Genomic DNA, 13,405 nt, shown 5'->3' on the forward strand with positions numbered 1-13,405 from the left:
TCGCCCCTCGAGGGCCAACTATCTTAGGGGCTTTGCGTGAACGTATTAGCCGGAGTGAACATGAATACCGCCGCATTGCGCGAGCTGATAGACCGTGCCAACGCACACGAGGCGCAAACCGGGCAACTGGCTGGGCTTCTCAATGGGCGGCTGAGCGAATTGCACCGCTCCATAACCCTGAGTGGGGCACAGGCCGAAGCGGAGGCCATTCTGCACCGCTTCGTCGATGCCTATATCGAGCAAGTGCCGGACCTTATCGACGCCGCCGCACAGGTCGCCATCGATGCCGGCATCGGCGCACAGATCCAGCCGGTGCTCAATATCGCCCTGGAATACTTTATCCAGCCGCCGAAGATCATGGCTGGGCACGAGGGCCTGGACAGCCTGCTGGATGAAGCGTACCTGGCGCACCGCCTGGTAGAAGAAGTCAACGACCTGTATATCCGCCACTTTTCCCAGCCACTGATCCCGCTGGACACCACTGTGGCCAACCTTATTGCCCATAACCTGATTGGCGAGCCGTTCGCCAACGAGCTGGACGAAGTGGTGCATCACTCTATAGACCAGTTGCTAAACGAAGAAGCCTTCGAGCAGGAAACCGTGCAGGCCTACAAGGACCGGCTCACCAGCCCGGAAACAGGTGCGGCCTGGAAGCGCTGGCCGTGCCTGTCCCGGCAATTGGGGATCGAGATCAATATCGCTTAACCAGCGCCCAGGCCGCTCGTTGTGCGCAGGCGGCCTTCGGTACGGCGCTTGAGGCCACGGCGCTCGATGATCAGCTGTGAACCGCTGGCCTGGTTGGCGCGACCCCAGTCTTCAAGTAGCTCCAGGCAAGCGTGATCGATATAACTCAAGCCATTGAGCGGCACATGCACTTCGCTGCCAGGGGGGATCTTGGCGAGGGCCTTGGTCAGGGCTGGAACCTTGAGAAAAGTCGCAGCGCCCGTAAGCCTTAGCTCCAGCCGACGCTCCCCCACTGGCACCAGGGCGATCTTCAGCCGCGCCGCTTTCAGCGCCAGCTTAAGCAGGGTCAAGGCAAAGCCCAGCAATACGCCGGTCAGCAGGTCGGTGAAAACGATCGCCAGTGCGGTCGCCGCATAGGTGAACATCGGCATGCGCCCATAGCGGCCAAGGCCGCGAAATGCCTTGAAATCAACCAGCTTGATACCCGTGAACACCAATACGCCCGCCAGGCTCGCCACTGGAATGCGTTGCAGCACGCTCGACAGCAACACCACGAAGGCCAACAGCCAGGCGCCGTGGAGTATCGCCGACATGCGGGTTTGCGCACCGGCCTGGACGTTGGCCGAGCTACGCACGATCACCCCAGTCATTGGCAAAGCACCTAGCACCCCGCACAACATGTTTCCGATACCTTGCGCCGAGAGCTCGCGGTCGAAATCCGAGCGGACGCCGCTGTGCATGCGGTCGACTGCCGCCGCCGACAACAGCGTTTCGGCACTGGCGATAAACGCCAGGGCGACCGCCGCGACCAGCAGGGCAGGGTCCGCGAAGGCCAGCAGGTCCGCGGGCTTGAGCCAGTCGATGGCTTGCGTAAGGTCGGCCGGCACTTGCACCCGCTTGACCTGTAGCGGCAGCAGCAGGCTGAGCAAGGTAGCGGCGCTGACGCCCAACAAGGCGCCGGGCACGAACCGCAACCGGGCCGGACGTAGCTTCTCCCAGCCCCACATGACGGCCATGGTGAGCACCCCGAGCAGGCCCGCCTGCCAGCCAAGGCCGCCGCCCAGTAGCGGCAGCGCCTCACTCACCGCGCCGGGAAACTCCAACAGGTTGCTCATGCCCGAAGGTTGCGGCGCCTGGTCAAGCATCACGTGTATCTGCGATAGCACGATCAGCACCCCGATGCCGGCCAACATGCCGTACACCACTGCCGGCGCAGTTACCCGGAACCAACAACCGAGGCGAAAGCGCCCAGCGATGAATTGCAACGCACCGGCCAGCAGCAGAATGGGGCCGAGCATAGCCAGGCCATGCTGGCGCACCAATTCGAATACCAACACCGCCAAGCCAGCCGCCGGACCACTGACCTGCAGCGGCGAGCCGGCTAGAAAACCCACCACTAGGCCGCCAATGATGCCTGTTACCAAACCCTTGGCGGGAGGTACCCCGGAAGCGATGGCAATGCCCATGCACAAGGGCAACGCGACCAGAAACACCACCACCGAAGCCATCAACTCGCGCGGCAACGCCGCTTTTATCTGCGAAATATTCACGTCGCTCTCCTGAAGTTCATCAGGCCGCGGCTGAACCGTTGCCATAGGCGCAGCCGCGCCTTTACCTGACAGGCAGCCGAACGCCACCTCCAGAGTGCGCAGGCGTGCACCCGTTTAATTGTTTTTATCGGAGCGGAAACGGCCCGAGCCGCGCTTGAGCGCAGCCCGCGTTGGCCTTCTAGTGATTACTGCCCGGTGTTCAAAACCGGCCTTTCGGGGTTGCGCTTGGCGTTGGGTAAGGCCCGTCCAGAGGCAGAAAGCGATCCTGCTCGGCGTCGTAGGCTTTTATCTCGCTGGTTTCAATGTTGTATACCCAGCCATGTATGAACAACTGGCCGCTGGCCAGGCGAGCAGCCACGGAGGGATGGGTGCGCAAGTGCTGCAGCTGGGCAATTACGTTTTCTTCGGTGAGCACGGCCATGGTTTCGGCTTCGGTGCCGCAACTGCAATTCTCGTGCACCACAGTCTTGGCCACTTCGGCATGGCGCAGCCAGGCCTTGACCGTCGGCATGCGCTCCAGGCTGTCCGGGTTGAGCACTGCCCGCATGGCGCCGCAGTCCGAGTGGCCACAGACGATGACGTGCTGTACGCCCAGGGCCATCACCGCGTATTCCAAGGCAGTGGACACGCCGCCGTTCATTTGCCCATAGGGCGGAACCACGTTGCCTACGTTGCGGGTCACGAACAGGTCGCCCGGAGAACTGTTGGTGATCAATTCCGGCACGATGCGCGAATCGGCACAGGTGATGATCATCGCGCGCGGCCGCTGGGCAGTCGCCAGCTTCTTGAACAACGCTTGTTGCTGTGGGAAGACTTCCTGATGGAAGTGACGAAAGCCATCAACAATGTGCTTGAGCGCCTCGTCCGCGCTTTCGGCCCCGGTGGACGGGTCTGGGAGAGGTTGATCCTTGGAAGTCATGCTTGATCCTCTTGACGGTAGGAAAGTCCCACAAGGTCGGGTGAAAAATCCTACACCGAAAGCTTTAACTCGCGTGTTAGGGAAACTGTGACCGGATAAGACAATTCTTAAACTATGGTCTGCCCCTTAATTAAAGCTGAAGTGCTGGCATGGCTCGCCGGCAACACCGCTGCTTGCCGACGTCCGGCTGTTAGCGCTGAGCGCCTCGGCGCCGCAAGCCGCGCCGCGACAACCGGCTACCTGAAGGGCGTTTGACGGTGTGTTACAGCAGCGCCATCTGCCGGCCAGGCGGGCAGAAACGCGAGCAATCCAAGGCGTCGCGCTCGCGGCCCGCCAGCCCGGCCCGCTTGACCGCCGCATGGAAGCGCCGGGCAATCAGCTGGGCAAAAACGCCTTCCCCCTTCATCCGCTCACCAAAGCGTGAATCGTACAGTTCCCCGCCACGGCTTTGCCGTATGAGGCTCAGCACATGGGTGGCGCGTTGCGGATAATGGTCAGCCAGCCATTCCTCGAACAGCGGTGCGACCTCCAGCGGCAGGCGCAGCAATATGTAGTGAGCACTACGCGCCCCGGCGTCGCTGGCTGCTTGTACCAACGCCTCGATTTCGTGGTCGTTGATCATCGGAATCACCGGCGCGCAAATCGCCCCGACTGGCACGCCGGCCTCGGCCAGCACGCGAATAGCCCGCAGCCGTGCCTTAGGCGCCGCCGCGCGCGGTTCAAGGGTGCGCTTGAGCTCGTCGTCCAGCGTGGTCAGGCTGATCATTACCCGCACCAGTTGCTGGCTCGCCAACTCCTGCAGCACATCCAGGTCGCGCAATACCATGGCGCCTTTGGTGGTGATGGTGACCGGATGGCGGTAGCGCAGCAGTGTTTCGAGCAGCTGCCGGGTGATGCGGTATTGCTGTTCGATGGGCTGGTAGGGGTCGGTATTGGCGCCCAAGGCGATGGGCGCGCAGCGGTACCCCGGCTTGCTTAGCGCTTCTTCCAGGCGCTGTGCGGCGTTGGTCTTGGCGATCAGCCGGGTTTCGAAGTCCAGCCCAGGGGACATGTCCCAATAGGCATGGGTTGGCCTGGCAAAGCAGTAGATGCAGCCGTGCTCACAACCCCGGTACGGGTTGATGGAGCGATCAAACGGAATATCCGGTGAGGTGTTGCGGGCAATGATGGTTTTGGCGGCTTCGATCCGCACTTCGGTATGCACGCTAGGCGGCATTTCCTGATACCAACCGTCATCCTCCGCCGCTGAATGACGCCCATGGAAGCGGTTGTCCGGGTTGCTGACCGTGCCCCGGCCACGCTGGGGAGCTCTAGGTAACATGGAGGCCTCCATACTGTATATGCACACAGTATAAACACCTCCACCACGCCCTGGTTTTCCCTCCGTCGGTTCAACGCACCAGGCATGGCCGCTTGTTATCGAAGCGCCAGTTCGGGATCAGATACTGCATCGCTACGGCATCGTCCCGTGCCCCCAAACCCATGCCTTTGTACAACTCATGCGCGCGCGCGACAGCGCCCATATCGATCTCGACCCCCAGCCCCGGTTTTTTTGGCACCTGCACATGGCCCTCGACGATCTTCAGCGGCTCGCGCGTAAGCCGTTGGCCGTCTTGCCAGATCCAGTGAGTATCGATGGCGGTGATCTGGCCCGGCGCCGCGGCGGCCACCTGGGTGAACATTGCCAAGGAGATATCGAAGTGGTTGTTGGAGTGGGAGCCCCAGGTCAGGCCCCAGTCGTTGCACATCTGGGCGACCCGAACCGAGCCTTGCATCGTCCAGAAGTGCGGATCTGCCAGGGGGATGTCCACTGCTTGCGCCTGGATGGCGTGCCCCATCTGCCGCCAGTCAGTGGCAATCATGTTCGTGGCAGTCGGCAGCCCGGTAGCGCGGCGGAATTCAGCCATTACCTCGCGCCCGGAATAACCGTCCTCGGCCCCGCAGGGGTCCTCAGCGTAGGCCAGTACCTGATGCTGATCCCGGCACAGGCGGATCGCTTCTTTGAGCGACCACGCGCCGTTGGGGTCCAGGGTGATGCGTGCCTGAGGAAAGCGCTCGGCAAGCGCCGTTACCGCTTCGATTTCTTCATCGCCGCGCAGTACGCCGCCCTTGAGCTTGAAGTCATTGAAGCCATAGCGAGCCTTGGCCGCTTCGGCCAAACGCACCACGGCCTCTGGAGTGAGCGCGGGCTCATTGCGCAGCCGGAACCAGTCGTCGCCTTCGCCCTCGCGGCGGTAGCCTAGGTCGGTCCGGTGGCGGTCGCCGATGTAGAACAGGTAACCCAGCATCTTCACTGCGTCGCGCTGCTGGCCTTCGCCAAGCAACGCCGCCACCGGCACTTCGAGAAATTGCCCGAGCAGGTCCAGTAGGGCGGCTTCGATGGCAGTTACCGCATGGATGGTGATGCGAAGGTCGAAGGTCTGCAGGCCACGGCCCGCACTGTCACGCGCGGCGAACGCCTCACGCATGCGGTTGAGCGTCTGCTGATACTGACCAATCGGCTGGCCGACCACCAGGCTCCGAGCATCCTCCAGGGTTTCGCGTATGCGCTCGCCTCCGGGTACTTCCCCCACTCCGATATGCCCAGCGTTGTCCTTCAGGATCACAATGTTGCGGGTGAAAAAGGGGCCGTGGGCGCCGCTCAGGTTGAGCAACATGCTGTCGTGACCGGCCACGGGAATGACCTGCAGTTCAGTGACGACTGGGGCCTGGCCGGCCGCGCTGGAAAAATCGTTCATTGTTATGGTCCTTGTCGAGACGATTAGGGGTCCAGGAGGTATGGCACCACCGTGCAGGCACGTCCTCCTCAACAGTCATCATACAACTTAAAGATTTAAGCCGACAATCCACTGCCTGTCTTTACGGTGAGTTATCGAGACATTTCCCTCTCATATCACTTTATTAGTTATCGTTGTCATACAACTAGCGGCCTTTTCGAGAATCTCAGTGCTAAGATGCGCGCTTACCTGGCAGGTGGAACATGGCCCATGGAAAGCGACCCTCTGGCACGGCGACGCACGCCAAACCTGGCCCACGATTTGGTCAATGAGCTGACCCAGCGCATTCTGCGCGGAGACTATGCGACCGGGCAGAAGCTGCCGCCGGAAACCGTCATCGTCAGTGAACATGGGGTCAGCCGCACGGTGGTCCGCGAGGCCCTGTCCAAATTGCAGGCGGCGGGGCTAGTGGAAACCCGCCATGGCGTGGGCACCTTCGTTGTTGAGCGGCAGGGGCATGGCGGGCTGCGCCTGAACGTGGCCACCCTGACCAATGTGCGCAGCGTGCTGGAGTTGCGCATGGGGCTGGAAACCCAAGCCGCGGCACTGGCCGCCGGGCGCCGTAGCGACACCCAGCTGACACAAATGCGGGAGGCACTGGACGAATACGGCCGGCTACTGGCTAACAATGACGATTGCGTTGCAGCGGACCGCAAGTTCCATCTGCTGATCGCCCAAGCCACAGGCAATAACTGCTTTCCGGAAATGTTGCTCCACTTGGGCACGGCGTTGATTCCGCGCACCCAGCTCAACAGCCAAGAACGCGGGGGTGAGGACTTTACTCAGTTAGGCAAAATGGCCCAGGCCGAACATGAGGCCATTTACCGCGCCATACGCCGAAAAGACCCGGACGCCGCCCGCGCCGCCATGCTGCTGCATCTAAGCAACAGCCTGGAGCGGTTTGATGCAGGGCGGTAGGGCCGAGCGAAGCGCTGTTCACAGGCTTCGCCGGTTCCTACAAGGCCGGCCCGCAGGCCTCCCAAAGCCTTGCCGCTATGGCTTTTTCAACTTCGGGTTGGGGAAGAACTGCACAGTCTGCACTTTAGGTTGCGCAGGCTTAGGCTGCGCTTGGTTGACGCGGGTGCCCAACTCTTTCGGAATGGATTGCCCTTGGGCGTTAAGGGTGTCTGCATAACCGCAGGCCACGCACTCACGGTGCGGAACGTCGTCTTCGCTCCACATCATGAGCTTGTCCATTTCGCTGCAGGCCGGGCAGACAGCCCCGGCGATAAAGCGCTTGGTTGTTTTACTCACTGGTGCCTCCATTACGCCGCCTCGCCTTCCACCAGCCCACTGTGCCGCAGCAGGGCATCGATGGATGGCTCACGACCACGGAAGTCCACGAACAGCACCAACGGGGCCTGCGATCCGCCACGGGCCAGGATCGCTTCGCGGAATGCCCGCCCGGTGTCGGGGTTGAGCACGCCGTCTTCCTCGAAGCGCGAGAACGCGTCTGCCGACAGCACTTCGGCCCATTTGTAGCTGTAATAACCTGCGGCATAACCGCCAGCGAAAATATGCGAGAAGCTGTTGGGGAAGCGGTTGTAGGCCGGCGGGCGCATCACCGACACTTGGTCGCGGATCTGTTCGAGCACCTGCAGGGCCGTGCGGCCATCGCCGTGGGTGGCATGCAGCTCGAAGTCGAACAACGAGAACTCCAGCTGGCGGACCATCATCAGCCCCGACTGGAAGTTCTTGGCGGCGAGCATTTTCTCCAGCAGGTCTTGCGGCAGCGGCTCGCCTGTTTTGTAGTGCCCGGAGATCAGCGCCAGGCCTTCGGGCTCCCAGCACCAGTTCTCCATGAACTGGCTCGGCAGTTCCACGGCATCCCAGGCCACGCCGTTGATGCCCGAAACACCGGCGTGCTCGATACGGGTGAGCAGGTGATGCAGGCCATGGCCGAACTCATGGAAGAGGGTAGTCACTTCATCGTGGGTCAGCAGCGCAGGCTCGCCGGCCACTGCCGGGGTGAAGTTACAAACCAAGTTGGCGACCGGGCTTTGCAACGCGCCTTCGGCGGTACGCCGGCGGTCCTTGGCGCCGTCCATCCAGGCGCCACCACGCTTGTTGGCCCGGGCATACAGGTCAAAGAAGAACCGCCCCACGTGCTGGCCGTTTTCTTTGATTTCGAACAGGCGCACGTCGGGGTGCCAGCTGTCGAAGCCGGATAGCTCTGCGATTTCGATCCCATACAGGCGCTGCACGATAGCGAACAGCCCGCTAAGCACCTTGTCGATCGGGAAGTATGCGCGCAGGGTTTCCTGAGACACGCTGTAACGCTGCTCGCGCAATTTCTCGCCGTAATAGCCGCTGTCCCAGCTTTGTAGGTCTGGGCAACCCTGCTCGGCGGCGAACGCCTTGAGCTGTTGCAGGTCTTTCTCGGCGAACGGCTTGCTGCGCTGGGCAAGGTCGCGCAGGAACCCCAGCACCTGGTCGCTGGATTCGGCCATTTTCGTCGCCAGGCTGAGCTCGGCGTAGTTGGCGAAGCCCAGCAGGTGGGCCAACTCCTGGCGCAGGTCCAGGATCTGCTCCATCACCGGGCCGTTATCGTTCTGGCCGGCATTAGGGCCTTGCTCCGAGGCCCGGGTGCAATAGGCCACGTACACTTCCTCGCGCAGGGCGCGGTCCTGGGCGTAGGTCATTACCGCGTAGTAGCTGGGGAATTCCAAGGTGATCAACCAGCCTTCCAAGCCTTTGGCCTGCGCCGCGGCAGCCATCTGGGCCCGCGCCGAATCGGTCAGCCCGGCCAGGGCGCCTTCGTCGGTAACGTGCTTGGTCCACGCCTGGGTAGCGTCGAGCAGCTGGTTGGAGAACTTGCTGCCAAGCTCCGACAGCTTGCTTTGCACTTCGGCATAACGCTTTTGCTGATCCGCCGGCAGGTCGATACCAGACAAGCGGAAATCACGCAGCGAGTGCTCGATGATGGTCTTCTGGGCAACGTCGAAGGCGCCACTGGCCGGGCTATTGGCCAATGCCTGGAAGGCTTCGAACAATTGGCGATTCTGGCCCAGCTCGGTGGAGTAGGCGCTCAGCGCAGGCAGGCACGCTTCATAGGCCTGGCGTAGTTCCGGGCTGTTGCAGACGGCGTTGAGATGGCTGACCGGGCTCCAGGCCGCGCCAAGGCGGTCGTTGAGCTCGTCCATGGCCAGCACCAGCCCTTCCCAGCTCGGCTCGTTGCCCTGGCGTTCTAGAATCGCGCTGACCGCGGCACGGTTATCCGCGAGAATACGCTCGATCGCCGGCTGCACATGCTCAGGGCGAATGGCCGAAAAGGGCGGCAGGTCGTAAGGCTGGAGCAGCGGATTGGTCTCGGTCACGGTCACACACCTTGGCTGAAGAAGAAACACCGGTCATCTTAATTACAATCATGGGCCCGCGCAGCAACGGCGGCCACTATTGCCCCTACAGAAGGAGACTATCGTGATTCGCACTTTCGCCGGGGTCAGCCCGGTTGTAGGCCCACGCGCCTTTGTCGATGCCAGCGCGGTGGTCATTGGCGACGTGCATATTGGCGAAGACAGCTCTGTTTGGCCTTTGACCGTGATTCGCGGCGATATGCACCGCATTCGGATCGGCAACCGCACCAGCGTCCAAGATGGCAGCGTGCTGCATATCACCCATGCAGGGCCTTACAACGAGGAGGGCTTCCCGCTGCTGATCGGCGACGAGGTGACTATCGGTCACAAGGTCATGCTTCATGGGTGCACGTTGGGCAGCCGGATTCTGGTAGGCATGGGCAGCACGGTAATGGACGGCGCTGTGGTGGAAGACGATGTAATCATCGGGGCCGGCAGCTTGGTGCCGCCGGGCAAGGTGCTTCAAAGCGGCTTCTTGTATGTTGGCAGCCCAGTGAAACAAATACGGCCGTTGACCGATAAGGAGCGGGGGTTTTTCAGTTACACCGCCGGCAACTACGTCAAGCTGAAAGACCTGCACCTGGCCGAAGGCTTTGATGGCCTTACCTCTTGAGTACCTCCATGCGCTACCAGACCATTCTCTTCGACCTTGACGGCACCCTCACCGACCCTCGCGAAGGGATCACCCGTTCCATCCAGTATGCACTGGCCAAAATGGGCATCGATGAGCCCGACCTGCGCACGCTGGAGCACTTCATCGGCCCACCCTTGCTCGAAGCCTTCATGCAGTTCTATGGGTTCGACGAAACCCGTGCCTGGGAAGCGGTCAATCACTACAGGGAACGCTTCAAGGTGACCGGCCTGTATGAAAACGAAGTATTCGAAGGGGTGATCGAACTGCTAGACACCCTGCGCGCCCAAGGCCGGGACTTGTTCGTAGCTACGTCCAAACCCTGGGAGTTTGCCCGGGAGATCGCCCGACACTTCGGCTTTGACCGGCACTTCAAGGTGATTTATGGCAGCGAATTCGACGGCACTCGCACCAACAAGGTCGAGCTGATCGCCCACCTGCTCGAAGCCGAACAGCTGGACCGCACACAAACGCTGATGATCGGTGACCGTAAACACGACCTCATCGGCGCTCACCGTAATGGCCTGGCCGCCGTTGCCGTGGGTTACGGCTTCGGCAGTTTCGAGGAGCTCAGCGCCGAAGCGCCGGCGTTCCACTTCGCCACGCTTGAACAACTACACCTGGCTTTTAGCGAGCAACGCCTCTAACGCCTGCTGCCGCTGTGGCGCAGGAAGCGCGCCCAACGTACGCACCGCCCGGTAGAAGGCAGGCCAATCTCCCCCAGCCTGCCGGTACAAGACAGCGAATGCCGGCACCCACTGGTCATACAAACCAAACGGCAGCAACTTGGCATTGTTGATAGGCGCCTCTACCCAAGCGTCGTATGCGCCTCTGCCGCCCCATTGGCTGTCGCGCAGTTGACGGTACTCCCGCCGCAGCCGATCGATCTCCGCTTGTTTGGCCACGCGCATCGCATCAGGTGCCAACGGCTGGCTATAAAGCGTCTCAAGGCGCTTGCGCAGGTCCAGCACCAAGCGAACGAAGGCGTCCCTACGAGCATTCTGGTCATCGGTTTCGGCGGGCAGGCCGCGTGCTGCACGCCACTGGCGGGTACCCTCCTGCTCGACGAAGGTCGCGAAGGACTCGTTGAACGGCGTGTCGCCCGGCAGGTAGAACCGCTGGTGGGCCAGCTCATGGAAGATCAGCGTGGCGAGGCGTTCGCTACCCCATCCCATCATCGAGCTGACGATAGGGTCATCGAACCAGCCTAGCGTCGAGTAAGCCTCCACCCCACCCATGTAAACGTCCAGGCCCTGCTGGCGGAGCAACGCCGCGGCACCACGGGCCCGGCCTTGCTGGTAATAGCCGCGATACGCCACGCAGCCGGCAATGGGGAAGCAATACTGGACAGGGTCGAGCGAGAACTCCGCGGTAGCGAACACATTCCACACCACGAACGGTCGGTGGATGTCCGCGTACAGGCGGTAGCTACGGTTGTTCGGCAGGCCAAGCCGTTCACTGGCAAACGTGCGCGCCTGCTCGGCCTCAGCCAAGCGGCTGCGTAACGTCGGGGCACGTGTGGGGTCGGCGATGACCTTCTCCACTGGCTCACGCGCGCGCAACAGCGACCATTGGCCGCTGGCCAGTTGCTGGTAATAGTCCACGGTGGCGCAACCGTTGAGCAGGAAAATACCCAGTAAGGGAACCAACCCTCTGCAAAAACGGTCGAGTGGGCGGTGGCGTGAACGCCTGACAAAAAATTCGAACATGCGCCTAATCATGCCTGCCTGGAGCCCTCCATGCGTGAAATATTACTGCTCGGCGCCCTGCTGACCCTCATCGGCTGCATGGGTTTGCCCAAGCCAGACCCGAACCAAGCCTGGGTCGACTTACAGGTGCCAGAAGAGAACGCCCTGCGCGCTCAACAGGTCGATGCCCAGGCTTGGGACGACCACCGCTATTTCGAAGTGCAACCTGGCAGCCATGAGCTGACCGTGCGCTACCTGTTCACTGTTGCGCCAGGCAACATTGGGCCCGAAGCGGCGCCACTGTCGCGTGATTGCCAGCTCAACATCAAATACGCCAACTTCAACGCCGGCGAGCGCTACCAACTCGAAGCGGGCAGCTTGGGCTTTACCCCATGGGCCAAGCTATACGATCAACAGCGCCGGCTAGTGGGGCGTGCGCAACCTGCCGGTTGCCAGCGCGCTTGAAGGGAGAATGCGGGGTATGCTTGAGGCCTCTTTGAGGTAAACCATCATGCACCGTTACGCCCTGCTGCCTCTCGCAGCGCTACTCACCGCTTGCACCACTACGCCGGTGCCGCCGCCCGACCCGCAACAAGCCTGGGTCGAGATGTTTACCCGCACCGGCAAGCTGGTAATGGCCGAACGGCTGGACGGCCAGCACCTGGACGATGGTCGTTATTTCCAGTTCCCGCCAGGGAGCCATGAGCTGCTCGTGCGCTACGACTATGACGTGGCTCAGGCGGTGCTTGCCATCATGGCGCAGCCCTACGAGCGCCTGTGCTATATCACCCTGCGCTACAACAACTTCGAAGCGGGCCAACGCTATCGTTTCGAGGCTCGCAACCTTGGGCTACAGACCTTTGCGTTCCTGTACGACGCCCACGGCAATACGGTAGCTACGGAGCGCCAGGTGAATTGCTTGTTTTGAAGCCAAGGGAGGTTGAACTCGAACTCGTGTGCCTGTGAATAGCCTTCACAAGTGGGGCGAACCCTGATGCCTAAAGGCTTATTCGCAGCCGAGCGCTTAGGTGTCGTTCTTTTGGTAAACAATCTTGCGGGTGCCATATTCACAACTGCCCACGACCATGTTCGGGTCGTTCGCTTCCGCGGCCGGCACAACCTCCAAAGTGTAGGCCACCACGCCCTGCGCCTGGATCTTGGCCTCGATTTCGGCCTTGAGTTCGGCGCAGTCCTTCGGCGCAGCGCTCACCGTGGCGGCGGCCAGGGCGAACGCCCCGGCTACCAAGGCCCGAGCTGGCTTGCCCGGCCTACGCACTTCAGCCAACCAGCGAGGCATCGAGGGTAATCTCAGCGTTGAGCACCTTGGACACCGGGCAACCGGCCTTGGCCTTGTCGGCCAACTCTTTGAATTGCGCTTCGCTGGCGCCGGGGATCTTCGCCTTGAGGACCAAATGGATCTTGGTAATGGCAAAGCCGTCGGCCTGTTTGTCCAGCGTGACTTGGGCCTCGGTACGTATCTCTTCGGCAGTCAGGTTCGCCTCGCCCAGGATCATCGACAACGCCATAGAGAAACAGCCGGCATGTGCCGCGCCGATCAGCTCTTCCGGATTGGTGCCCTTGCCGCCTTCGAAACGAGCCTTGAAGCCGTAAGGTGCACTTTTGAGCACGTTGGTTTCGGTAGAAATCTCGCCAATACCGTTCTTCAGGTCGCCTTTCCAGACCGCGGATGCTTTCTTGATCATCACATGCTTCCTCATTGTTGGAACGTCTGGTTTTTCAGAGGGGGGAGCGCCTGAGCAAGTTCAGCACATATTTGCGAAAGCGGATCAAAGCGTTCAA

Annotated in this window: 15 protein-coding genes; 6 read left to right on the forward strand and 9 right to left on the reverse strand. The window is 61.5% G+C overall.

The window, feature by feature from the left end; genetic code table 11:
- Positions 1-60 precede the first annotated feature (60 nt).
- Positions 61-705, forward strand: coding sequence for a hypothetical protein (locus OGL93_RS14900; RefSeq protein ID WP_263263556.1), 645 nt, complete (start codon positions 61-63; stop codon positions 703-705).
- Here OGL93_RS14900 and OGL93_RS14905 read toward each other — a convergent pair.
- The 4 genes from OGL93_RS14905 to gudD form a co-directional block, all read right to left on the reverse strand.
- On the reverse strand, positions 702-2,234 hold the full coding sequence (locus tag OGL93_RS14905) for a SulP family inorganic anion transporter (protein WP_263263557.1): 1,533 nt from the start codon (positions 2,232-2,234) through the stop codon (positions 702-704). The two genes, OGL93_RS14900 and OGL93_RS14905, sit on opposite strands and share 4 nt — an antisense overlap.
- Before the next feature lie 199 nt (positions 2,235-2,433).
- Positions 2,434-3,153 (reverse strand): carbonic anhydrase, encoded by a 720-nt coding sequence (locus OGL93_RS14910; RefSeq protein WP_263263558.1) that lies wholly within the window; start codon positions 3,151-3,153, stop codon positions 2,434-2,436.
- Positions 3,154-3,415: 262 nt separating this feature from the next.
- Positions 3,416-4,474, reverse strand: coding sequence for a PA0069 family radical SAM protein (locus tag OGL93_RS14915; RefSeq protein WP_263263559.1), 1,059 nt, complete (start codon positions 4,472-4,474; stop codon positions 3,416-3,418).
- Positions 4,475-4,544: 70 nt separating this feature from the next.
- Entirely contained in the window at positions 4,545-5,891 is a 1,347-nt protein-coding gene (gene gudD, locus OGL93_RS14920; RefSeq protein WP_263263561.1) for a glucarate dehydratase, read from the reverse strand.
- Positions 5,892-6,140: 249 nt separating this feature from the next.
- Between gudD and OGL93_RS14925 the strand changes: the two genes are divergently transcribed.
- On the forward strand, positions 6,141-6,848 hold the full coding sequence (locus tag OGL93_RS14925) for a FadR/GntR family transcriptional regulator (protein WP_263263563.1): 708 nt from the start codon (positions 6,141-6,143) through the stop codon (positions 6,846-6,848).
- Positions 6,849-6,923: 75 nt separating this feature from the next.
- Here OGL93_RS14925 and OGL93_RS14930 read toward each other — a convergent pair whose 3' ends face one another.
- Together OGL93_RS14930 and prlC are read right to left on the reverse strand one after the other, a co-directional pair.
- The gene (locus OGL93_RS14930) at positions 6,924-7,196 is read right to left on the reverse strand and encodes a YheV family putative zinc ribbon protein (RefSeq protein ID WP_263263565.1); all 273 of its coding nucleotides are present in this window, start codon (positions 7,194-7,196) and stop codon (positions 6,924-6,926) included.
- Positions 7,196-9,247 (reverse strand): oligopeptidase A, encoded by a 2,052-nt coding sequence (prlC, locus tag OGL93_RS14935; RefSeq protein WP_263263567.1) that lies wholly within the window; start codon positions 9,245-9,247, stop codon positions 7,196-7,198. The genes OGL93_RS14930 and prlC overlap by 1 nt, the downstream gene beginning before the upstream one ends.
- Before the next feature lie 100 nt (positions 9,248-9,347).
- Between prlC and OGL93_RS14940 the strand changes: the two genes are divergently transcribed.
- Entirely contained in the window at positions 9,348-9,899 is a 552-nt protein-coding gene (locus OGL93_RS14940) for a gamma carbonic anhydrase family protein (protein WP_263263707.1), read from the forward strand.
- 8 nt (positions 9,900-9,907) lie between these two features.
- Positions 9,908-10,564, forward strand: a complete 657-nt coding sequence (locus OGL93_RS14945; RefSeq protein WP_263263568.1) for an HAD family hydrolase — start codon at positions 9,908-9,910, stop codon at positions 10,562-10,564.
- Here the strand turns inward: OGL93_RS14945 and OGL93_RS14950 are convergent.
- On the reverse strand, positions 10,532-11,626 hold the full coding sequence (locus OGL93_RS14950) for an aminopeptidase (protein WP_263263569.1): 1,095 nt from the start codon (positions 11,624-11,626) through the stop codon (positions 10,532-10,534). The two genes, OGL93_RS14945 and OGL93_RS14950, sit on opposite strands and share 33 nt — an antisense overlap.
- A gap of 30 nt (positions 11,627-11,656) precedes the next feature.
- Here OGL93_RS14950 and OGL93_RS14955 point away from each other — a divergent pair, with 30 nt between their 5' ends.
- Positions 11,657-12,070, forward strand: coding sequence for a hypothetical protein (locus OGL93_RS14955; RefSeq protein WP_263263571.1), 414 nt, complete (start codon positions 11,657-11,659; stop codon positions 12,068-12,070).
- A 46-nt stretch (positions 12,071-12,116) separates the two neighbouring features.
- Positions 12,117-12,533: a hypothetical protein gene (locus OGL93_RS14960; protein WP_263263573.1), complete on the forward strand. Its 417-nt coding sequence runs from the start codon at positions 12,117-12,119 to the stop codon at positions 12,531-12,533.
- Between the two features lie 96 nt (positions 12,534-12,629).
- On the opposite strand, the gene OGL93_RS14965 is transcribed toward OGL93_RS14960, so the two are convergent.
- Both OGL93_RS14965 and OGL93_RS14970 read right to left on the reverse strand, forming a co-directional pair.
- Positions 12,630-12,902 (reverse strand): DUF1161 domain-containing protein, encoded by a 273-nt coding sequence (locus tag OGL93_RS14965; protein WP_263263574.1) that lies wholly within the window; start codon positions 12,900-12,902, stop codon positions 12,630-12,632.
- Positions 12,883-13,308: an OsmC family protein gene (locus OGL93_RS14970; RefSeq protein WP_263263576.1), complete on the reverse strand. Its 426-nt coding sequence runs from the start codon at positions 13,306-13,308 to the stop codon at positions 12,883-12,885. Before OGL93_RS14970 ends, OGL93_RS14965 begins: the two co-directional genes overlap by 20 nt.
- Positions 13,309-13,405: the final 97 nt, after the last annotated feature.

This window comes from Pseudomonas sp. RIT-PI-S (assembly GCF_025642975.1).
Taxonomy (GTDB): Bacteria; Pseudomonadota; Gammaproteobacteria; order Pseudomonadales; family Pseudomonadaceae; genus Aquipseudomonas.